This is a genomic window from Nitrospirillum guanabarense (genome assembly GCF_034653355.1).
In the GTDB taxonomy this organism is placed as follows: domain Bacteria; phylum Pseudomonadota; class Alphaproteobacteria; order Azospirillales; family Azospirillaceae; genus Nitrospirillum.
Window position 1 is genome coordinate 714,008 of record NZ_JAYEER010000003.1, and the last position, 20,499, is coordinate 734,506.

15 protein-coding genes are annotated in these 20,499 nt (G+C 67.7%); 8 read left to right on the forward strand and 7 right to left on the reverse strand.

Translation table 11 applies throughout. The annotated features are described in order from the left end of the window. The first annotated feature begins 189 nt into the window (after nt 1–189). A complete protein-coding gene (locus tag UAA55_RS12725) occupies nt 190–2,391 on the forward strand; it encodes a TonB-dependent receptor (RefSeq protein ID WP_322953163.1) in 2,202 nt (733 codons plus the stop codon). 117 nt (nt 2,392–2,508) lie between these two features. Here the strand turns inward: UAA55_RS12725 and UAA55_RS12730 are convergent, their stop codons facing one another. Genes UAA55_RS12730 through UAA55_RS12740 form a run of 3 tightly spaced genes read right to left on the reverse strand, consistent with a single transcriptional unit; the run spans nt 2,509 to nt 6,733 of the window. Continuing rightward, complete coding sequence (locus UAA55_RS12730; protein ID WP_322953165.1) at nt 2,509–4,020, reverse strand: DHA2 family efflux MFS transporter permease subunit; 1,512 nt, start codon at nt 4,018–4,020, stop codon at nt 2,509–2,511. Next, nucleotides 4,017–5,219 carry an HlyD family secretion protein gene (locus tag UAA55_RS12735; protein ID WP_322953166.1) on the reverse strand — a complete coding sequence of 401 codons (1,203 nt, stop codon included), beginning with the start codon at nt 5,217–5,219 and terminating at the stop codon, nt 4,017–4,019. The genes UAA55_RS12730 and UAA55_RS12735 overlap by 4 nt, the downstream gene beginning before the upstream one ends. A 26-nt stretch (nt 5,220–5,245) precedes the next feature. Continuing rightward, nucleotides 5,246–6,733, reverse strand: a complete 1,488-nt coding sequence (locus UAA55_RS12740) for an efflux transporter outer membrane subunit (protein WP_322953168.1) — start codon at nt 6,731–6,733, stop codon at nt 5,246–5,248. Nucleotides 6,734–6,935: 202 nt separating this feature from the next. On the opposite strand from UAA55_RS12740, the gene UAA55_RS12745 reads away from it, so the two are divergent. Continuing rightward, on the forward strand, nt 6,936–7,538 hold the full coding sequence (locus tag UAA55_RS12745) for a TetR/AcrR family transcriptional regulator (RefSeq protein WP_322953170.1): 603 nt from the start codon (nt 6,936–6,938) through the stop codon (nt 7,536–7,538). Between the two features lie 12 nt (nt 7,539–7,550). On the opposite strand, the gene UAA55_RS12750 is transcribed toward UAA55_RS12745, so the two are convergent. Further along, nucleotides 7,551–8,798, reverse strand: coding sequence for an aspartyl/asparaginyl beta-hydroxylase domain-containing protein (locus tag UAA55_RS12750; protein WP_322953171.1), 1,248 nt, complete (start codon nt 8,796–8,798; stop codon nt 7,551–7,553). 474 nt (nt 8,799–9,272) lie between these two features. On the opposite strand from UAA55_RS12750, the gene UAA55_RS12755 reads away from it, so the two are divergent. Then, nucleotides 9,273–12,119, forward strand: a complete 2,847-nt coding sequence (locus UAA55_RS12755) for a TonB-dependent receptor plug domain-containing protein (RefSeq protein ID WP_322953173.1) — start codon at nt 9,273–9,275, stop codon at nt 12,117–12,119. Nucleotides 12,120–12,383: 264 nt separating this feature from the next. After that, nucleotides 12,384–13,397 carry an NADP-dependent oxidoreductase gene (locus UAA55_RS12760; protein ID WP_322953174.1) on the forward strand — a complete coding sequence of 338 codons (1,014 nt, stop codon included), beginning with the start codon at nt 12,384–12,386 and terminating at the stop codon, nt 13,395–13,397. Between the two features lie 114 nt (nt 13,398–13,511). Here UAA55_RS12760 and UAA55_RS12765 read toward each other — a convergent pair whose 3' ends face one another. The 3 genes from UAA55_RS12765 to UAA55_RS12775 all read right to left on the reverse strand — a co-directional run bounded on the left by UAA55_RS12765 (nt 13,512) and on the right by UAA55_RS12775 (nt 15,839). Continuing rightward, a complete protein-coding gene (locus tag UAA55_RS12765) occupies nt 13,512–13,943 on the reverse strand; it encodes a MarR family winged helix-turn-helix transcriptional regulator (protein WP_322953175.1) in 432 nt (143 codons plus the stop codon). Next, a complete protein-coding gene (locus tag UAA55_RS12770; RefSeq protein WP_322953177.1) occupies nt 13,933–14,154 on the reverse strand; it encodes a hypothetical protein in 222 nt (73 codons plus the stop codon). The genes UAA55_RS12765 and UAA55_RS12770 overlap by 11 nt, the downstream gene beginning before the upstream one ends. A 758-nt stretch (nt 14,155–14,912) precedes the next feature. Further along, the gene (locus UAA55_RS12775; RefSeq protein ID WP_322953178.1) at nt 14,913–15,839 is read right to left on the reverse strand and encodes an HD-GYP domain-containing protein; all 927 of its coding nucleotides are present in this window, start codon (nt 15,837–15,839) and stop codon (nt 14,913–14,915) included. Between the two features lie 182 nt (nt 15,840–16,021). Between UAA55_RS12775 and UAA55_RS12780 the strand changes: the two genes are divergently transcribed. From UAA55_RS12780 to UAA55_RS12795, 4 genes are all read left to right on the forward strand, one after another. After that, nucleotides 16,022–16,639: a hypothetical protein gene (locus tag UAA55_RS12780; RefSeq protein WP_322953179.1), complete on the forward strand. Its 618-nt coding sequence runs from the start codon at nt 16,022–16,024 to the stop codon at nt 16,637–16,639. Nucleotides 16,640–16,713: 74 nt separating this feature from the next. Beyond that, a complete protein-coding gene (locus UAA55_RS12785; protein ID WP_322953180.1) occupies nt 16,714–17,430 on the forward strand; it encodes an MBL fold metallo-hydrolase in 717 nt (238 codons plus the stop codon). 36 nt (nt 17,431–17,466) lie between these two features. Continuing rightward, the gene (locus UAA55_RS12790) at nt 17,467–19,542 is read left to right on the forward strand and encodes a tetratricopeptide repeat protein (RefSeq protein ID WP_322953181.1); all 2,076 of its coding nucleotides are present in this window, start codon (nt 17,467–17,469) and stop codon (nt 19,540–19,542) included. A gap of 348 nt (nt 19,543–19,890) precedes the next feature. Continuing rightward, entirely contained in the window at nt 19,891–20,406 is a 516-nt protein-coding gene (locus UAA55_RS12795) for a hypothetical protein (protein ID WP_322953182.1), read from the forward strand. The last annotated feature ends 93 nt before the right edge of the window (nt 20,407–20,499 follow it).

Sequence of the window (20,499 nt, forward strand, 5' to 3'; positions counted from 1 at the left end):
CGGCTGCGCCGATGCTGGTGGCGTCCCTGGCGCGCAGGTGCGGCAAACCGCCCGCGCACCCCCGGGACGGGAAGGTCGGGACTCGTCAGCGGTCCCCCGGCCCCACCACGGTATATGGGCCTCAAAAAAAACGGGCGGAATCCATCGAGCCTGCTTTCGTCAGATCAATCACGAAAGACGGGGACAACAATGCTGAACAGGGCAGTTCATACAACGGGCAATCATCGCAAGAAGACGCGGCTCATCCTGACGGCGCTGCTGGCGGGTGGCGCCATCGCCGTGCTGGCGGGCGGCGCGGCCCAGGCGCAAAGCGCAACGGCCACGGATGACAGCGTCTTTCAGGAAATCGTGGTCACGGCGCGCAAGCGGGCCGAAAGCCTGACGGAGACACCCACCGCCATCTCCGCCTTCACGGCGGAGGATCTGCAGCAACGCAACATGGAAAACCTGGCGGACGTGGGCAAGTACGTCCCCAATCTGGAGATCAACCGCTTCGGCGTCGGCAATCCGGCGCACGCCGCCATCTTCATCCGCGGCATCGGCCTGCAGGACCACATCATCACCACCGACCCCGGCGTGGGCGTCTACGTCGATGGCGTCTATCTGGGGCGGCAGATGGGGTCGAACCTGACCCTGGCCAACATCCAGCGGGTGGAGGTGCTGCGCGGGCCGCAGGGCACGCTGTATGGCAAGAACACCATCGGCGGCGCCGTCAACGTCATCACCGCCCAGCCGGGCGACGAGCAGGTGACCAAGGCGGAGCTGAAGGTGGGCAGCCGCGCCCGGGTGGAGGCCAATGTCTACACCAACACCAAGGTCACCGACAAACTGGCCGTCTCCTTCACCGCCGCTATCAACCGCCGCGACGGCATCGGCCAGGCCCTGAAGGTGAACGCGCCGGAGGATGTGGGCGAGATCAACGAGGTGTCGGGCCGCGCCGCCGCCAAGCTGCAGGCCTCGGAAAAGTTCTCCCTGCTGCTGACCCTGGACGCCATGAACGGCATTTACGGCAAGACGCCCACCACCATGGAGGTGAACAACCCCAATGGCTTCTTCACCGGCACCCTGGGCCTGAGCGAAAGCCTGCTGCCGGCCAACCCGGACGATAGCAACTCCAACCACGCCGAACTGTTCAAGCAGACCATCCAGAACCGTGGCGCCTCGCTGACCGCCAACTGGGAACTGAATGAGAACCTGACGGCCAAGGTGCTGGGCGGCTTCCGCTATACCCGCTACACCGGCGGCCTGGACGACGACCAGACCTACCTGGACCTGGAATCCTATCCCGAGCGCGGCTTCGCGCGGCAGTATTCGGTGGAACCGCAGCTGAACGGCGAATACGGCAAGCTGGACTTCGTCATCGGCGCCTATGCCAGCGACGAGCAGGGCAACACCAATTCCGGTCCCACCGTCTACATCAGCCCCAGCGGCTATTTCGACCTTAAACAGACGACCAGCAGCTACGCCGTCTACGCCCACGCCGGCTACAAGATCCTGGACGACCTGAAACTGTCGGCCGGCGCCCGCTATTCCGACGACCACAAGAACGCCAGCGCCCAGTTCGACAGCTGGACCGACCCGTCGCGCGTCTATCGCAGCCAGTCGTGGAGCGCCACCACCTGGGACGTGTCGGCCACCTACGACATCGCCAAGTCCGTGGCCGCCTACGCCACCATCTCACGCGGTTACCAAAGCGGCGGCTTCCCGCCCCGGCCTTTCAACGGGCCCAGCTACTTCACCGCTTTCAACCCCACCTTCGCCACCAATTACGAGACCGGCATCAAGGGCGTCTTCTTCGACCTGCTGCAGATGAACGTGTCGGGCTTTTACACCGAGTACACCGACCTGCCGCTGGAGGTGTCGCAGCCATCGGCCACCGGCTTCAACACCCGCATCGAGAGCGCCGGCCAGTCGGAGGCCAAGGGCTTCGAGGTCGAGGGCACGCTGAAGCTGAGCAAGGCCTTCGACATCCAGACCTCCGTCGGCTTCATCGATGCCCAGATCACGGCGGTGCCGAGCGACGCCACCGCCATCAAGGTGGGCTTCACCCCCGCGCTGACCCCGCAATGGACCCTGTCGGTGGCGCCGCAGTACCACCTGTTTCTGGACAGCGGCACCATCGACGCCCGCATCGACTATTCCTATCGCGGCAAAGAATACGGGCAGTCGGCCAATGACAGCTACAACCTGATCAAGTCGCGCAGCCTGTTCGGCTTCAACATCGCCTACACGCCGGCCCATGGGAATTGGACGGCCTCGGTCTACGGCGAGAACATCTTCAACAAGCGCTATGACGTGGGGCGGTTGGATGACGCCTTCGCCGGCTTCACCGAGATCATCCGCAACAACGACCGCAGCGAGTTCGGCGTCAAGGGCACCTATACCTTCTGACGGGTTCCCCGGGGGCGGTTGACTGACTTCCCCGACACTGCGACCCCGCCCGGACGGCACGCCGGGCGGGGCCTTTTCTTGGCAAAGCCGCGGGCGCCCGGCGTCTGGGGGCCCGCCTCAATGAACTCCGGTGGTGTCGGCCACGCGGGTGGGCTTCGGCGCCAGCCAGACGACCAGGGCCGACAAGACGAAGGCGACGGCCACCCCCAGGAAGATCTGGTTGGTGGCCAGCATCACCCCCTGGCCCTGGACGATGCGGTCCAGCTGCTGGATGGACAGGTCGGGACCCAGCAGGCCGGGGCGCAGCAGATCCACCAGTTCCGCCCGGTTGCGGGTGGCGCCATCCTCCCACAGCGTGTTGACGAGGGAGGTGGCGAAGGCGCCCGACAGGGTGCGCAGGAAGTTCATGAGGCCCGCCGCCGACGCCGTTTCCTCCACGGTCACGCTCGCCAGCGCCAGGCCGGTGAGGGGCACGAAGAAGAAGGGCATGCCCAGGCCCTGCAACAGCAATGGAAAGGCGATCTGGCCATACGTCATGTCGGTGGAAGAGCCGCTGCGGTACAAAGTGACGCCCGCCAGCCACATCAGCCCGAAAAACACCAGCGGCCGGGGATCGACCTTGGCCGACATCCTGGCGACCATGGGCGCCGCCATGACCGCCAGGATGCCGGTGGCCGCCGTGGCGTAGCCGGCCCAGGTGGCGGTGTAACCCATGTTGCTCTGCAGCCAGAGCGGTGTCAGCACGGTGGCCCCGAAAAAGCCGCCGAAGCCCAGGCTGATGGTCAGCACCGCCATGGCGAAGCCTCGGTGGCGGAAAACCTTCAGGTCCACCACCGGATGCACCTCCGTCAGTTCCCAGATGAGGAAGGCGACCAGGCCGATGGCCGCGACGATGGCCAGGGCCACGATCTCGGTGGAGGAGAACCAGTCCATGTCCTTGCCCTCGTCCAGCATGATCTGCAGGGCGCCGACCCAGATGATCAGCAGGATCAGGCCCACCAGGTCGAAGCGGGGGCGGACGGTCGGCGTCTCGAACACCTTCAGCAGCCCCCAGCAGGCGGCGGCGCACAGGATGGCGATGGGCACGTTGATATAGAAGATGAAGGGCCAGCCCCAGCTGTCGCACAGGGTGCCGCCCAGGATGGGCCCCAGGATGGGCGCCACCAGGGTGGTCATGGCCCAGATGCCCATGGCCGCCGGCGCCTTTTCCTTGGGGAACACGCGCAGCAGCAGGGTCTGCGACAGGGGCATCAGCGGCCCGCCGGCCAGGCCCTGGAGGACCCGGAACAGCACCAGCATGCCCAGCGACTGTGCGAAGCCGCAGAGGGCGGAACAGACGCCGAAGCCCAGCATGGCGATGACGAAGGTGCGCACCGTGCCGAAGCGGCCGGCCAGCCAGCCGGTCAGCGGCACGGTCACCGCCTCCGCCACCGAATAGGAGGTGATGACGAAGGTGCCCTGGCTGGAAGAGACGGCCAGACCCCCGGCGATGTTGGGCACCGAGACGTTGGCGATGGTGGTGTCCAGCACCACCAGGAAGTTGGCGGCGGCCAGCAGCAACGCCGCCACCGCCAACTGCCCGCCGGCCAGGGTCTTGGGCGCCCCGGCGCCAGAGACGGCGCTGCTCATGGGTGATCCCCTCGGTGCGTGGCGGTGGCGTCAGCAGACGCCGTGTCGATCGTGACGTTCATGGACAGGCCGACGCGCAGGGGATGGACCGCCAGCTCGTTGGGGTCCAGCACCACGCGCACGGGCACGCGCTGCACCACCTTGATCCAGTTGCCGGTGGCGTTCTGCGCCGGGATGACGGCGAAGGCGGAGCCGGTGCCGCCGGCCAGGCCCGCCACCTGGCCGTGGAAGATGACGCCCCCGCCATAAAGGTCGGCCGTCAATTCCACCGGCTGGCCGGGACGCACATGGGCCAGTTGCACCTCCTTGAAGTTGGCGTCGACATAGGCCTGGCCCACCGGCACCACGCTCATCAGCACGGTGTCCGCCTTGACCCGCTGGCCCACCTGCACCTGGCGGCGAGCGACGACACCGTCGAAGGGGGCCCGCACCACCGTGCGGCCCAGGTCCACCTGCGCCTGGTCCACCCGCGCACGGGCGGCCATGACCTCGGGATTGCTGGCCACGTCGCTGTCGGCGATCAGCACCGTGTTGACCTTTTGCGAGCCCTGGGCGGCGGCGCGGTTGGCCGCGGCCTGGGCCCGGGTCGCCTTGGCCACGGCCAGGTTGGCGGTGGCGGTCGCGAAGGCGTTCTGGGCGCTGGTCAGTTCCTCGCCCGACACGGCGCCGGAGGCGGCCAGCGCCTTGCGCCGGTCCAGGTCCACCCGGGCACGGTCGTAGTCGGCCTGGGCGGAGGTCAGCTGCGCCTCGGCCCGGGCGCTGTCCGCCTCGCGTGCCGCCACCTGGGCCGCCAAGGCCCCGTCATTGGCGAAATAGCCTCGCACCCGGCGTTCCGCCTGGCCGAGTTGCGCCTGGGCCTGGGCCAGGGCGATGCGCGCATCGGTATCGTCGATGACCACCAGCACGTCGCCCTTCTTCACACCTTGCGTGTCCACCACCGGCACGGTTCGCACGGTGCCGTCGACGGAGGAGGTAACCTGCGCGGCGTCGGCGTTGACATAGGCGTTGTCGGTGGCGACGTAGCGGCCGCCCGTCACCAGGCGATAGCCGCCATAGCCCAAGCCCGCCAGCAGAACCACGGCACCCAGGCCGGCGAACAGGCGGCGACGGGGCGACGGCTTTTTAGCGGTCGGCGCCAGGACATGGACGGAGGAGGGTTCAGCCGCCTCGGCGACGGGGATGCGGGATGGGTTGGACATGGGAATGATCCTCGGGGCGCGGCGGTTCAGCGGGCGGCGACGGTTTGGGGGGCGGCGGGCGCGGCCTGATAGCCGCCGCCCAGCGCGCGGATGAGGGCGATATCCAGGGTGAAGGCGCGGGCCTGCAGATCGGCCAGGGCGCGACGGTCGGCGATGAGGGTGTCCTCCGCCGTCAGCACGTCCAGATATGTGGACAGCTTGCCTTCATACCGGGCCGTGGCGATGCGGTGGGCGTCCGTGGCGGCGGCCAGGGCGTCGCGGGCATGGGTCAGCCGCGTCTCCAGCGCGCGGGCGCTGGCGGCGGCATCGGCCACGTCCTGCAAGGCCTTGGCCACCGTGCCGTTGTAGCTGGCGACAGCGGCGTCGTAGTCGGCGCGCGCGCCCCGGTACTGGGCGGCCAGCGCCCCGCCCTCGAACAGGGGCAGGCTTACCGCCGGGCCCACACTGGCGATGGTGGCGCCGGACTTGGTCAACGCGTTCAGCCCCAGGGTCTGCACCCCGAAATAGGCCGCCAGGTCCACGTTGGGATAGAAGGCGGCCTTGGCCACGGCGATGCGCTTGGCGGCCGCCTCCACCGTCAGGCGGGCAGCCACCACGTCGGGACGGCGGCCCAGCAGATTGGCCGCCAGGTTGGCCGGCAGGCCGAACGTCCGCAGCCGCGCGCCCGCCGGCGGCTGGATGGCCAGTCCCCGGTCGGGGCCGGCGCCCGTCAGGGCGGCCAGGCGGTTGCGCGTCAGGGCGATGGCCTCATCCTGGGCGGCCAGGTCGCCCCGCGCGGCGGCTTCTCGCGCTTCCGCCTGGCGGACGGCGCCCAGGGTTTCCAGCCCATTCTCCCGCCGCTGGCGCACCAGGGTGGTGCTGCGCACCCGCACGTCCACCGCCTCGGCCGCGGCGTCGCGGTCGGCCGCCTGCTGCGCCAGGTCGGCGTAGGCGGCGGCGATGCCGGCCGACAGGGTCAGACGGGCCTGCGCCACCTCCGCCCGTGCCGCTTCGGCGTCCGAGGTGGCGGCGGCCAGGCTGGCCCGGTTCTTGCCCCAGAAATCGAAGTCGTAACTGAAGTCGACGGTGGCGCGCGGCACCTCGTGATAGCCCTTGGGCACAAAGGCCGGTGGAAAAAGGTAACGGTAGCTCTGCTTATCCTCCGTCACCTGGGCGTTGCCGGTCACACGCGGCAACAAGGCGGCATCCGCCTGGCTGGCCAGGGCCTCCGCCTTGCGCAGCCGTGCCGCCGCCGCCGCCAGGTCCGGCGCGCCAGCCAGCCCTTCCTCGATCAGCGCGTCCAGCTGGGGGTCGCCATAGACCGCCCACCAGCGGTCCTGCGGCCAGTCGGCGATACCCGTTCCCGTCGGCGCGAAGCTCGCCTGGGTGGCGAACGTCGCGGCGTCGCGCGGCGCCGGCGCCGGCCCCACATCCGGCACCCAGGCGCAGGCGCCCAGACCCAGCAGCGCGGTGGACAGGAATAAGGAAGCGCCCAGCCGCCGTGGACGGCCGGGATGAGGTGCTGGGACGGACATGGGGGACCTTATCGGTATAAATGAACCGTACGGTTCGGTTTATAGGGCTATGCCCAAGTCTCGTCAAGCCATAAACAAACTGTACGGTTCAGTTATGCAATGATACGTCTTGCCGCCGCCGGGGCGTGCAGGCATGGTCGCCGCCATCGACCACAGCCCCATCAGATCCGGTCGGTCGGCCCCTTAGGAAACGCGCGCCATCATGAAGGTGAAGACCGAAGCCCGCCGCCAAGCCATCCTGGACGCCGCCAGCGCCCTATTCCAAGAGGTGGGATTCGCGGCCGCCTCCATGTCCGAACTGGCGGCCCGGGTGGGGGGCTCGAAAGCCACGCTGTACAGCTATTTCCGGTCCAAGGAGGAACTGTTCGTGGCCGTCATGGCCCATGCCGCCGGCGAGATGAAGCAGGGATCGTTCGAGGCGCTGGACCCCGACGCGGATGTGCGGGAAACGCTGACCCGCCTGGGCCGCATCTATCTGCGCTTCGTCCTGTCGCCCTGGACCACATCCATCCGCCGCATGGCGGTGGCGGAGGCGCTGCGGTCAGACGTGGGGCGGCTTTTATATGAGAATGGACCCAAGGTGGGCTGGTCGAAGTTCGCCGCCTACCTGACCGTGCTGATGGACCGAGGGCGCCTGCGCCGAACGGACGCCGACCGCGCCGCCGCCCACTTCCGCGGCCTGGTGGAGGCCGAGCATGTCGACCTGGTGCTGCTGGATGCCAAGGAGAAGCCCAGCCCAGCCGCCATCGACGCGACCGCCGACGCGGCGGTGGATGTGTTCCTGCGCGCCTATGCCCCGGGCTGACGGGGAACGGCCTCAGAGGCTGGAGAACCCCCCGGTCGTCGCCTTGGGCGTCAAAGGGGCGGCGCCGAAGCCGCCGGCGCCCCCCGGCTGCTGCGCCTGGAAATCGTCCATGGCCGCCATGACGTGGGCGATGAAATCGCGCTCGGCGGTGGATAGGCGCGGACTCCAGATGTCGAAGATCATCACCACCCGCACCTGGTCGCTGTCGTTCCAGGCCTCATGCTCGATGGTGTCGTCGAAAGCCCAGCCCACGCCGACCTTCCATTCCCGCGTCTGGTTGCCCACGCGGAAGCCGCAACCGGGCGGCACCACCAGAGGCAGGTGCACCACCAGGCGGGTGTTGGTGACACCGGTATGGGGAGGGATGTGGGTGCGCGGCTTGAGAATGGAGAACATGGCCGCCGGCGAGCGGCGGATCATGCGCGGCTGCGGCATCTGTTCCAGCACGGTCATGGTCTTGGGACAGCGGTCGGCGTTGCCGGCAACGGGCAGGCCATGCTGCAGCAGGTGGAAGGCGCTCCACCGCGGGGAGCGATTCAGTTCCGCCCATTGGTCCAGCGGCAGGCCGTCGCGATAGTCGATGTAGGGCATAAAGGCGTCGGCCAGCGCCTCGTCGGCCAGAACAGCCGCCAATTCCGCCTGGATGTCGGCTGTGGCAGCCTCCAGCGTGGGTAGCCAGGGGCATTCCTCGCGGTCGTAGAACTCGATCGCCGGCATGTCGGGGTAATGGTAGTGCGTCGGCTCCTGGGTGTAGACCTTGCGCCGGCCCAGCACCTGGTCGGTGAAGAAGGCCATGCGCCGGGCGTCGGCGCTGCTGCCCCGCGCGGCACCCCGGTCCAGCACCGGACGCAGAAAATCGGCCATGTCCTGGACATGGGCGGCGTGGGCCTTGCGTGCCTGCTCCAACGCCCGCTGAGTTGGCGGATCCAGGTTTTCCTGAGCCTCGCCCAGGGCCACGGCCACGCCGTAGGCCTCGCCCGCCTCGCGCTTGCGGCCCAGGGCCTGCAACAACGACGCCCGCATCAGCAGCGCCATGAACAGCCGGGGCTCCACCGTCAGCACGTGATCCACCGCCGCCAGGGCGTCGGCATGGCGGCCCAGGGCGCGGCGGGCCGCCGCCAGGTTCAGCCACAGCGGCAGTTCCCCGGGCGACTGGCGCAACGCCTCTTCCAGGATGGCGTGCGCTTCCGCGAAATTGCCTGATTTCATGGCCGCCATGGCGGCCGTATTGGACCGCTGGGCTGGGACATCAGGCTCCATCGTTGCTCCCCGTTGTAAGCGCCTTGCCGCCACCCATGGCAGCACAACTTTGACCGCAATGCTAGGGACGTGAGCGCTAACCTTTTGGAAACACGCTTAATTGCACCGCCGTTGTGCAATCTTTCCAAACGGGCCATGCGATGCTGCATCTAATACTGATCGCACAATCCAAATAAAAATAGCGCCAGTTACCAAGCAGTTACCAAAATTATAGTGCTTTACTAAGATTAAGTGTCGCTTAAACGTGACATACGCCCGCCATATTCGGCGTTATTATCGCCTTTAGTTGACGCTCGTTTTTCACTCCTCAAAAACTCTGCTCCAAGCGATCCGGCAGTCACGGGCTCTTTTCAGCACGGGAATTGCCGGCGTGACCGTCAAGACGCCGTTTCAGGCGGTTGGGTGGAGAAGAGGCAAGTGAAGAAAATGACAAACCGGGGACGATTGCTCACGTCAACCACGCTGATGGGGACCATGCTGGTCGGTTCCATGGCGCTGGTGGTGATGGCGATGGCGGCGGGCACCGCCGCCGCCGCGGATGACGAATTGCAGGAGATCGTGGTCACCGGCTCGCGCATCAAGCAGGCCGCGAACCTGACCAGCGACAGTCCGCTGCAGACGGTGACCGACAAGGAAATGAAGCTGCAAGGCACGACCAACGTCGAAACCTTGCTGAACCGCCTGCCAGGCGTCACGGCCGACCAGACGCAGGGCGTGTCCAACGGCGCCACCGGCACGGCCACCATCAACCTGCGCAACCTGGGCGCCTCCCGCACCCTGGTGCTGATCGACGGCCGCCGCATGGTGGGCGGCGATCCCAGCTACCCCTATGCCGACGTGAACTTCATCCCAGCCGCCCTTGTGGACAGCATCGATGTGGTGACGGGTGGCGCCTCGGCGGTCTACGGCTCCGACGCCGTGGCCGGTGTCGTGAACTTCAAGATGAAGCGCGATTTCGAAGGCGTGAAGGTCGACTACCAGCTGTCGGCCGCCCAGCACGACAACAACAACAAGGAAGCGCAGACGGCGCTGAAGAACTTCGGCGTGTCCGTCCCGGGCAGCCAGTTCGACGGCTTCGTGCGCGACAGCTCCTTCATCATCGGCGCCAACGCCCCCGACAATCGCGGCAACGTCACGGCCTATGCCACGTACCGCTGGACCGAACCGGTGAAGCAGTCCAGCCGCGACTGGTCCGCCTGCTCCATTTCCGTCTCGGGCGACGACAACGACACCCATGTCTGCCAGGGGTCCAGCAACAACACCTATGGCCGCTTCCGCACCAACGGTTCGGGCAACGGTTATTCGCTGAATCCAGACGGCTCGGCCTCGTTCGTGAAGTACAACAGCAGCCTGGCCTACAACTACGGTCCCTATAACTACCTGCAGCGCCAGGACGAGCGTTACACCGGCGGCGCCTTCGCGCACTATGAGATCAGCCCGGCGTTCGACGTCTACACCGACTTCATGTTCATGACCGACCACACCCGGGCCCAGATCGCCCCGTCGGCCATCTTCAACTCCGCCCTCTACAACATCAACTGCGACAACCCGCTGATGTCGGCGTCGGAAGCCACGGCGCTGTGCGGCGGCAACGCCGGCACCAGCGCCAATTGGTCGGGCACCATCGGCCTGCGCTTCAGCGGGTCGGGCATGGAGCGGTACGACGACATCCGCCACACCGACTATCGCTATGTCATCGGTACCAAGGGCGACCTGGGCGGCGGTTGGAGCTATGACGTCTCGGCCCAGCACTCCGAGGTGATCTACACCGAGCACTATGAGAACGACGTCTCCATCTCCAAGGTCCAGAAGGCCCTGCAGGTGGTGAACGTGAACGGTGTGGCCACCTGCCAGTCCGTCGTTGACGGCACCGACCCCAACTGCGTGCCGCTGAACATCTTCTCGCTGAACGGCATCAGCAGCGACGCCTGGAACTACATCAAGACCACTTCCTTCAAGGAGGGCAACGTCACCCAGGACGTGGTCAGCGGTTCCGTCACCGGCGACTTCGGCCAATTCGGCGTGCAGAGCCCGTTCGCCAAGAACCCCGTCGCCATCGCCTTCGGCACCGAATACCGCAAGGAAGGCCTGAACCTGAAGGTGGACGAGGAGAATTCCTCGGGCGACCTGGCCGGTTCCGGCGGCGCCACCCAGAACTCCAGCGGGTCCTATGACGTCAAGGAACTGTACGGCGAACTGCGCGTCCCGCTGATCGAGGGTCGGGAATGGGCCAAGTCCCTGGTCCTGGACGCCGGCTACCGCTGGTCGGACTACAGCTCGTCCGGCGTCGTGGACAGCTGGAAGACCAGCCTGACCTACGCCCCCATCTCCGATGTCAGCTTCCGCGGCGGCTTCAACCGCGCCGTCCGCGCGCCCAGCATCCTGGAACTCTATTCCACCCAGACCACCGAACTGACCTCCGCCTCCGATCCCTGCGCGGGGTCCAGCCCGTCGGCCTCGCTGGCCCAATGCGCCCGCACCGGCGTCACCGCCGCCCAGTACGGCACCATCGCGGAATGCACCTCTTCGCAGTGCAATGTGCTGACCGGCGGCAACAGCGCGCTGAAGCCCGAAACGGCCGACACCTGGACCATCGGCACCGTCATCACGCCCACCTTCATGCGCAACTTCTCGGCCACCATCGATTATTTCGACATTCGCGTGACCGACCTGATCAGCACCTTGTCGGCGTCGTCCATCCTGAACCAGTGCCTGAACACTGGCGACAGCTATTACTGCAGCCTGGTGCACCGCGCCAGCAACGGCAGCCTGGCGCTGACCGGCGGCTACATCATCGATACCGAGATGAACACCGGCTACCTGAACGAGCAGGGTGTGGACATCGGCCTGAACTACCTGCTGGACCTGGAAGACCTGAATGTGCGGAACCGCGGTTCCGTGCTGTTCAACTTCAACGGCACCTGGTTGGCCAACTACCTGGTGCAGCAGCAGCCGGGTGAAAGCGCCTACAACTGCAAGGGTCTGTACGGCGTGACCTGCGGCCAGCCCACCCCCATGTGGCGCCACACCATGCGCGTCACCTGGCAGACGCCGTGGAATTTCGACCTGTCGGGCAACTGGCGGTACATCGGCGGCGTGAAGCTGGACCAGAACACCAGCAACTCCCTGCTGTCCGGCGACTACGACAAGGCTGACGGCCGCATCAACAGCTACAGCTACTTCGACATCGCCATGTCGGCCACCCTATACGACCACTACACTGGTCCGCTTTGGCGTGAACAACCTGTTCGACAAGGACCCGCCCATCCTGGACAGCAACACCTACGGCATCGCGGGCACGTCCGTCTACGGCAATGGTAACACCTTCGCCGGCATCTACGACACCCTGGGCCGGACCTTCTTCCTGGGCGTGACCGCCGACTTCTGAGCGGCATCAATCCTGGAGCACGTGGGGAACGGCGGGTCTTTGGGCCCGCCGTTTTCCTTCACCACCAATATGTTGTGCGAAATAAAATCGCATCGATGATTTTCGATATACCGCTGCGCCCCGGTTGGGGTTAGGCTCCATCCCGCGTCAGCCAAGGCCGGGGCACACCGGCCCTCCGATACGGGAGAGATCGCCCCATGAGCACCCCCACCAACCACCAGATCCGTCTGGCGGCCCGGCCCGTCGGCCTGCCCAAGGACAGCGACTGGCAGCGCACGGAAGAGCCGGCGCGGCCGCCCGCCGAGGGCGAGGTGCTGGTGCAGACCCTGTACCTGTCGCTGGATCCGGCCATGCGCGGCTGGATGAACGAGGGCAAATCATACATCCCGCCCGTGGGTCTGGGTGAGGTCATGCGCGCCGGCGGCATCGGCCGCGTGGTCGCCAGCGCCGCCCCCGCCTTCGCCGCCGGCGATTACGTCAGCGGCGCGCTGGGCGTGCAGGAATACGCCACCCTGTCGGCCAAGGCCCTGACCAAGGTCGACCCCGCCCTGTCGCCCCTGCCCGTGCATCTGAGCGCGCTGGGCATGCCGGGCATGACCGCCTATTTCGGCCTGCTGGACGTGGGCCAGCCCAAGCCGGGCGACACGGTGGTGGTGTCGGCGGGCACGGGTGCGGTGGGCGCCGTCGTGGGCCAGATCGCCAAAATCAAGGGATGCCGCACCATCGCCATCGCCGGCGGGCCCGAGAAGTGCCGCTACGCGGTGGAGACGCTGGGCTATGACGCGGCCATCGACTACAAGGCGGGCGACATCCGCAAGGACCTGCGCACCCACTGCCCCAACGGCGTGGACGTCTATTTCGACAATGTCGGTGGCGACATCCTGGAGGCGGTGCTGGCGCACCTGGCGCGTAAGGCCCGCATCGTCGTGTGCGGCGCCATCTCGCAATACAACACCACGACGGCGGTGAAGGGACCGGCCAACTACCTGTCGCTTCTGGTCAACCGCGCCCGGATGGAGGGCATGGTGGTGTTCGATTACGCCGACCGCTACCCGCAGGCCGTGGCGGAGATCGCCGGCTGGATCAAGGAAGGCCGGCTGGTCAGCCGCGAGGACATCGTGGAAGGCAGCGTCGCGGCCTTCCCGGAGACCCTGCTGAAGCTGTTCACGGGCGAGAATTTCGGCAAGCTGGCCCTGAAGGTCGCTGACTGACGGCTTCCGTCGGCTGAGACGCCGTCTCACGCCGATGTGGCCCGCAACCGCGGGCGCCGTGCGTGCAGGACGCGCCCCGGCGGCCCAACCGCCGCCGGGAATCGCCACGTCACATCAGACTGAGGCGGACGCCCAGGTGGCACCGGCGGCGGATCGGCCGGCGGCTGGCGCGTCCTCCCCATCGTCCAAGATGGGAACGGCCTGCAGGACGATGCTGTTCAGCGTCCGGCACAAGGTGCGGCCCCGTTCCGTCAGGTGCAGGGTACGGACCCGGTTGTCATGGTGCAGCGTGCGCGCCTCCACCAAGTCAGAGGCGCGATTGCCGAAACCGGTGGAGAGGCGGGCCACGATGCGGGACACGGTATGCGGTTGCGCCCGCAGCAGCAGGCCCAATTCCCGCAGGCTGATGCCCTCGTTCTCGCAGATGTAGAGGAAGCCGCAAGCCTCCTGCAGCGAGAACTGCTCATCCACCGCCCGCATGGCTTCCAGGGCCGCCAAGGGCGCGCTGCGCTGCCGATGGCGGTGGTCGTTCGGATTAGCTGTCATAATGGTGCATGTTCCCCGTGTTGGAGGCCAGGCGCAGGGACGGCCGCACCTGGGAAGCCGCGCGCTGCTTCACCTGCGAGAATGTGAGGTTGGCCTGAGGGTAGGTGGACATGATGGGCTCGAACAGGCGGCGGATTGCCGCCTGATGGTCACCCGCCGCCACGAAGTCGTCGGCCTCTACCTCGATCACGATGACGCTTTTGATCTTCATTTCTGCAAATCCACTTCTTTGGCCTGCCCTGCGCGCCCTGGTCGTGCCCCTTCCAGGAACGCGGGACGAAGCCGCCCGAAACCGCCAGACCCGCGCCCGCCTGGCTGATCCCCGCTTCCACCAGCCGGACGCGGGATCCGCCTGGTGGTTGCGAAATCAACTTAGGCCATTGCAGAAATGGCACTCACTATCGCTCGGGCCCAACACACCGATGCAACGCTGCAACCAATCCTGGTTCCCGGCCCAAAACTGTCCGGACACCGGCGCCACCCCTTGGCACTTCAGCCATCTCTCCCTCAGGGCGACGGGAATTAGGTGCGCTTTTGTCGTTATACGGACGAACGGCCAAAAGCTGTCGCTTGCAGGAACGATTAAGGCGCGATTGCGCATTCCGCCGCGGAGGGCCCGTGCGGGGACGACGAAACCACCCCCACACGCCCCAGGAAATCCTGGCGCCGCCCGCCCCGATATGGAGGTGAAGCCTTGCAACCACCTGACAAGAAAAAGGCTTCCGCCCTATACCGGTTCAGCGCCCCTGGCGGGGCCCTGTGATCGGTCCCACGGTAACGGCCACACCCGCCTCCGCGCCATCCGCCAATCCGCCTATGCGGGCGGCGGATCCCACCGTGTCTCCGGCGTGGTATATCATCCAGGATAAATTTCCCGGCGCTCGCCATACCGGCCGCTGGACCGGACATGAAAAGGGCGGACGCCCGCGACGGCCCCGCCCCCGTTTCCCGTAAATGATCTGGATAAGGTCAATGCATCGGCAGCGGGATCACCTGGGCGGGCGTCGTTTCTTCCCAATCCAGGGCTTGGTCTGCGCCCTGCATCGCCTCCTCATCCCGGTCGCGTTCCCGGATGGCGACGAAGTCCTGGATCTGGTCCATGAACAGGCGCACCAAGTTGGGGTCGAAGTGGCCGCCGGCCTCGGCCACGATGTGGGCCAGGGCCCGCGAAAGGGGCCACGGCTCCTTGTAAGGCCGGGCGGACATCAACGCGTCGAACACGTCCACCAGGGCCACGATGCGGCCGGACAGGGGAATGGCGGGGCCTTTCAGCGCCCGGGGATAGCCTTGGCCATTCCACCGTTCGTGATGGCACAGCGCCACCTCCGCCGCCAGGTCCAGCAGCGGCAAACCGCTGCCCATGAGGATGCCGGCGCCGATCGTGGTGTGGGTCTTCATCACGTCCCACTCGGACGGGGCCAGAGGACCCGGCTTCAGCAGGATGGCGTCGGGAATGCCGATCTTGCCCACATCGTGCAAGGGGGCGGCCAGCGCCAGTTGGCTGGCGAATTCCGTGTCGCACCCCGCCAACAAGGCCAGGTGCCGGGCCATCTGTCCCACCCGGTCGGTATGTGAGGCGGTCTCGTTGTCCCGCAGCGCACCTGCGGAGCGCAGGTGGTGGATCATTTGCGACTGCGCCTCGCCCAGCCGGGCCCGCGCGTCGACCAGCATAACTTCCGACCGGCGGCGCTGAGCCACCTCCATCGCCAGGATGCGGCTCATTTCCTTCAGCCGGTCAGGCGGCGCCACGGGGGCGCGACGGGCGCGGGCCGCCGCCCGGCGGCGCAGCACCTCGCGCACGGCCATGGCCGCGGCCAGGGTGACGGTCAGCAGGGCGGGCCAGTATCCGGCCAGGCGGGCGGCATCAACCACCAGCGCGGTACCGGCACACATCATTACGACATCCATAACCCCACTCCCTCTACCCGTGCAGGCAGTCTGGGCGGGAAGTGCTTAAGGATTTGCTACCGCACCGAAGTCATAGGCCGGTTGGCCAATGGCATAGGGGGTACCCCCTTGGACTCCCGCCCGGGATTCCGGTTAATATGACAGGGATGCCGCGAGGACTTCATTCCCGCATGCGTACAATAGAGGCCGGCGGGCCCCTCGGTTTTACACCGGCCGCCGTCCACTTCATTCCGCCCGCTTTTTCCATGGGAACCGGCAAGAACACCATGCAGCCCTACATTCCCTATCTTTTCATGGCCCTGGCCCTGCTTTTGATCGCCCGGCGCACCCGGGTGTGGCGCCGGGTGCGGCCAGCCTTCCTGGCCCTGGTGCCGACGATGATCGTCGCGATGGCGGCCTTTTACGGCTGGGGCGCGCAACGGCTGGGCCCCCACGTCACTCCGCAGGGCTGGATGGCCATCGCCGGCGGCCTGGCTGTTGGTATCGCCTGCGGCGTCGCCATCGGGCGGCTGGTGCACCTGGCCCACGACCCCGCCACGGGCCACGTCACCATGCGCATGTCCATCGTGGGCGCCCTGTTGCTGCTGGCCCTGCTCATCATCCGCCAGGCGGTGCGCCAGGTCGGCATGGACCCGGGCGTCAGCGGTCCCGCCGCGTCGTTCAGCGTGCTGTCCGACGTGCTGCTGGCCGTGGCGGTCGGCATGGTGCTGGCCCGCCAGTACGTGCTGTGGCGACGTTGGCGCGCCCTGGTCGCCGGCGTCCCCACCGAGGCGCCGGCCACCGCCTAAACCTGGACCTGGCGCCACCCGGCGGGGTATGACGGGGGACGCCCCTCCCGCTTCTTCACCGCCCGAGGCCCACCATGCCGGACCAGACCGTTCCCCCCGCGTCGGATGCCGTCGGAAAGCCCGCGCCGGGCGCGCCGCCCCTGAAGGTGGCCATCCTGCCGGTGACGCCGTTCCAGCAGAACTGCTCCATCCTGTGGTGCACGGCCACCAAGCGGGCCGCGGTGGTGGACCCTGGCGACGGCGTCATCCAGATCCAGGAATTCCTGGCCCGTCAGGGCCTAACGCTGGAACGCATCCTGGTGACCCACGGCCATGTCGACCATGCCGCCGCGGTGGCCGACCTGATGGCCGCGACCGGCGTGCCGGTGGACGGGCCGCAGCTGGAGGACAAGTTCTGGATCGACCGCCTGCCGGAGGACGGGGCCAAGTACGGCATGCTGTACGCCAAGCCCTTCACCCCCACCCGCTGGCTGGACGACGGCGACACCGTCACGGTGGGTGAGCTGACGCTGGACGTGTTGCACTGCCCCGGCCACACGCCCGGCCATGTGGTCTTCATCCACCAGGCCTCGCGCCTGGCCGTCGTGGGCGATGTCATCTTTCAGGGTTCCATCGGCCGTACCGATTTCCCCCGCGGCGATCATGCCACCCTGATCCGCTCCATCCGCGAGAAACTGTTTCCCCTGGGCGACGACATCACCTTCCTGCCCGGCCATGGCGAGCCGTCGACCTTCGGTCAGGAGCGACGCGGCAATCCCTTCGTCTCCGACCGCGCCGTGGCGCGCGGCTGAGCCGCCAGCCCAGCCTGCCGCCCGGAGAGCACCGTCATGGCCAGCATCGCCGATGCCCTGAATGAGGCCCTGCGCCACCATCGCGAAGGCGCCCTGGACTTTGCCGAGGTCATCTACCGCCGCATCCTGGAGGTGGCCCCGGCGGAGGGCGACACGCTGAACCTGCTGGCCGTGCTGTGCCTGCAGACGGGCCGGGCGGACGAGGCCTTGGACTTGGCAGGACGGGCCACGCAGGCCAATCCAGGCGCCGCCGCCTTCCATGTCACCCGCGCCGACGCGGCCGCCGCCCTGGGCCGACCTGCGCTGGAGGCGGAGGGTCTGGGACAAGCCCTGGCCCTGGACCCGCATGCCCCCCAGGCCGCGGGCTGGCAGCGGCGACGGGGCCGCGCCCTGGCGGCCGCCGGCGACGTGCCGGCCGCTGTGCGGGCCCTGAAGGCCGCCGTCGCCCTGGCGCCGGATGATATTGACACCCTGGACGACCTGGCGGTGGCCCTGACGCGCGCCGGCCTGACGGATGAGGCCGCAGCCGCCTTCGCCGAGGTTCTGCGGCGACGACCCGGCCATGCCGGCGCCACGCGCAACCTGGCGAGTCTCTGGCTGAACCAGGCCGCCAGCCATCTGGCCGACGCCGCCAAATTCCCGGGCATCCATCACGCGACGATTGCCGCCACCCTGGCCCGCCGCGCGGTGGACCTGGACCCCGGCCGGCGCGAGGCCTGGGCCCGGCTGGGCCTGGCGCTGATGGCCTTGAACCAGCCGGCGCCGGCGGCGGACGCCCTGCGCCGGGCCCTGCCCCTGCCCGGCGCGCCAGCCGAAACGGTCGAAATCCTGATCAACCTTGGCTTCGTGGAAACCCGGCTGGGCCACTTCGACGCCGCCGCCGCGGCGCTGGACCAGGCCGAAGCCCTGGAACCCGGCCGGGTGGAGGTGCTGAACCACCGGGGCGTGCTGTTGCACGCCCAGGGCCGGCTGTCCGAGGCGGCGGAGATCCTGACCCGCGCCGCCGACGCCACGCCGGACGACCACCGGCCGCTGACCAACCTGGCCACCGTGCTGAAGGACCTGGGTGACGACCGCGGGGCGGAGACACGTTACCTGCAGGCGCTGGCCTTGGCGCCCGAGGAACCGGCGGTGCACTGGCAGCGGTCGCTGGCCCGCCTGCTGGCGGGCGACCTGGCCACGGGTTGGCAGGAATATGAGTGGCGCCACCAGACGGGCCAAATGCCGCCGCTTGACCCCACCCTGGCCGTACTGCCGGAATGGGGGGGACCGGGCCGGATGGCGCCCGCCGGCACGCGCCTGCTGCTGCATGCCGAACAGGGGCATGGCGACACGTTGCAATTCGCCCGTTACGCCGCCCTGCTGGCGGGGGCGGCGGACCGGTTTGGCCTGGCCCAAATCGGCTTCTTGGCGCAGCCGGCGCTGGCGCGGCTGATGGCGCTGAGCCTGCCTGGCGTGACGGTGCTGCCGCCCGGCGCCGCGGTCAACGCCGCCGATTGGGACGCCCGCGTCCCGCTCATGAGCCTGCCGCACCGCCTGGGCACCACGCTGGAGACCATTCCGGCCCCGTGCCCCTATCTGACGCCGCCGCCAGTGGATGGCTGGCGCGCGCGGCTGGCGCGGGCCGTGCCGGCCGGCATGCGGGCCGTTGGCCTGGTGTGGGGTGGCGATCCCCGACCGGACGATCCCGTGTCGGCCCTGATCGACCGGCGGCGCAGCGTGCCGCTGGCGGTGTTGGCTCCCCTGGCCGCCGCCACCGATGTTCGCTTCATCAGCCTGCAAAAGGGCGCCCCCGCGGCACAGGCGGCCACGGCACCCTTCCCGTTGGTGGATTGGACGGGGGAATTGCACGACTTCGCCGATACCGCCGCGCTGGTGGCTTGCCTGGATCTGGTCATCACCGTGGACACCGCGGTCGCCCATCTGGCGGGAGCGCTGGGCCGGCCGGTGTGGCTGCTGTCCCGCGCCGACGGTTGCTGGCGCTGGCTGCGCGACCGTGCCGACAGCCCGTGGTACCCCACTCTGCGCCTGTATCGCCAAGAGAGCTGGGACGATTGGACAGCCACGGCACGTCAGGTGGCGAGTGACTTGGTTGCGAATCCAAGCCACTGAAAAAATTATGTTTTCTGCGACCACCCTTTACAAAGCCGCTTGGCGTCGCAATCTTTGATCGCATGCGGGGCGAGGCCACGCTCTATCCTAACGGTAGAGTTGCGAAAAAAATTTGTGCGGCCGCGTCAATTTTGTTAAAGTTATTGTTGAAAAGTTTACCGTGGCGTGAATCCGCCACCCCCGACCATCTCTCCGTCGGCCTTCCCCCAGGATTCGTCCCCGGGAAGGTCTCCGGAACCAAAGGTGGAATAAGGGGAACCGAACCGATGTCTTCCTGGCCTGCGCATGTCCCTTGCCTGGGGGCATGTCGAATATTTCCCATTGTCTCCTAACCAAGGACCGAAGTCCATGGCCCTGGATGGCGTGTTAAGCACCGGTTCCACCTATGCCCAAACTCCCGGCGGGAGCTTGGCGACCCTAGGCCATGCCGCCAACGACACCACGACCGAGGCGGCCGGGACCAGCACGTCGGCCGAAGAAGCGACGTCCCGCCTCTCGGCGCCCGCTTACATCAGCCCCGCCGTCACCTATGACAGCCAGGCGGCCATCGCCATCACCCAGTTCCGCGACAGCACCACCGGTGCCGTCGACTACCAGATTCCCTCCCGTCAGGTGGTGGAGCAATACCGCCTGCGCGCCACCGGCGCCCCGCACTACAAAGGGGGCAACCCGCTGTTGCCGGCCGAGGTGACCGCCCCGTCCAACGACCAGCCGGCGGCCAAATCCGACGCCACCGCCACGGCGGCCGGCGCCACGGGCGCATCCTCCAGCGGTGCTGGCGGCGGCGGGTCGGGCAGCGCCGTGATCAGCCCCACGGTGGCGGCCGTCACCCTGGGCGCCGCCGCCGTCAACGTGGTCGCCTGACTCCTTTCCCCGTCCTTTCAGATCATCAACAGTCCGCCCCCTTTCGCCGCCGCCCGGTGGCGGAAGCCTGCCGTTTTTTCCGATCCGACCCCG

Excerpts from the sequence above, each read along its gene's own strand:
- UAA55_RS12725 (WP_322953163.1), top strand. The coding sequence starts at position 190 with ATGCTGAACAGGGCAGTTCATACAACGGGCAATCATCGCAAGAAGACG.
- UAA55_RS12730 (WP_322953165.1), bottom strand. The coding sequence starts at position 4,020 with ATGAGCAGCGCCGTCTCTGGCGCCGGGGCGCCCAAGACCCTGGCCGGC.
- UAA55_RS12735 (WP_322953166.1), bottom strand. The coding sequence starts at position 5,219 with ATGTCCAACCCATCCCGCATCCCCGTCGCCGAGGCGGCTGAACCCTCC.
- UAA55_RS12740 (WP_322953168.1), bottom strand. The coding sequence starts at position 6,733 with ATGTCCGTCCCAGCACCTCATCCCGGCCGTCCACGGCGGCTGGGCGCT.
- UAA55_RS12745 (WP_322953170.1), top strand. The coding sequence starts at position 6,936 with ATGAAGGTGAAGACCGAAGCCCGCCGCCAAGCCATCCTGGACGCCGCC.
- UAA55_RS12750 (WP_322953171.1), bottom strand. The coding sequence starts at position 8,798 with ATGGAGCCTGATGTCCCAGCCCAGCGGTCCAATACGGCCGCCATGGCG.
- UAA55_RS12755 (WP_322953173.1), top strand. The coding sequence starts at position 9,273 with ATGCTGGTCGGTTCCATGGCGCTGGTGGTGATGGCGATGGCGGCGGGC.
- UAA55_RS12760 (WP_322953174.1), top strand. The coding sequence starts at position 12,384 with ATGAGCACCCCCACCAACCACCAGATCCGTCTGGCGGCCCGGCCCGTC.
- UAA55_RS12765 (WP_322953175.1), bottom strand. The coding sequence starts at position 13,943 with ATGACAGCTAATCCGAACGACCACCGCCATCGGCAGCGCAGCGCGCCC.
- UAA55_RS12770 (WP_322953177.1), bottom strand. The coding sequence starts at position 14,154 with ATGAAGATCAAAAGCGTCATCGTGATCGAGGTAGAGGCCGACGACTTC.
- UAA55_RS12775 (WP_322953178.1), bottom strand. The coding sequence starts at position 15,839 with ATGATGTGTGCCGGTACCGCGCTGGTGGTTGATGCCGCCCGCCTGGCC.
- UAA55_RS12780 (WP_322953179.1), top strand. The coding sequence starts at position 16,022 with ATGCGTACAATAGAGGCCGGCGGGCCCCTCGGTTTTACACCGGCCGCC.
- UAA55_RS12785 (WP_322953180.1), top strand. The coding sequence starts at position 16,714 with ATGCCGGACCAGACCGTTCCCCCCGCGTCGGATGCCGTCGGAAAGCCC.
- UAA55_RS12790 (WP_322953181.1), top strand. The coding sequence starts at position 17,467 with ATGGCCAGCATCGCCGATGCCCTGAATGAGGCCCTGCGCCACCATCGC.
- UAA55_RS12795 (WP_322953182.1), top strand. The coding sequence starts at position 19,891 with ATGGCCCTGGATGGCGTGTTAAGCACCGGTTCCACCTATGCCCAAACT.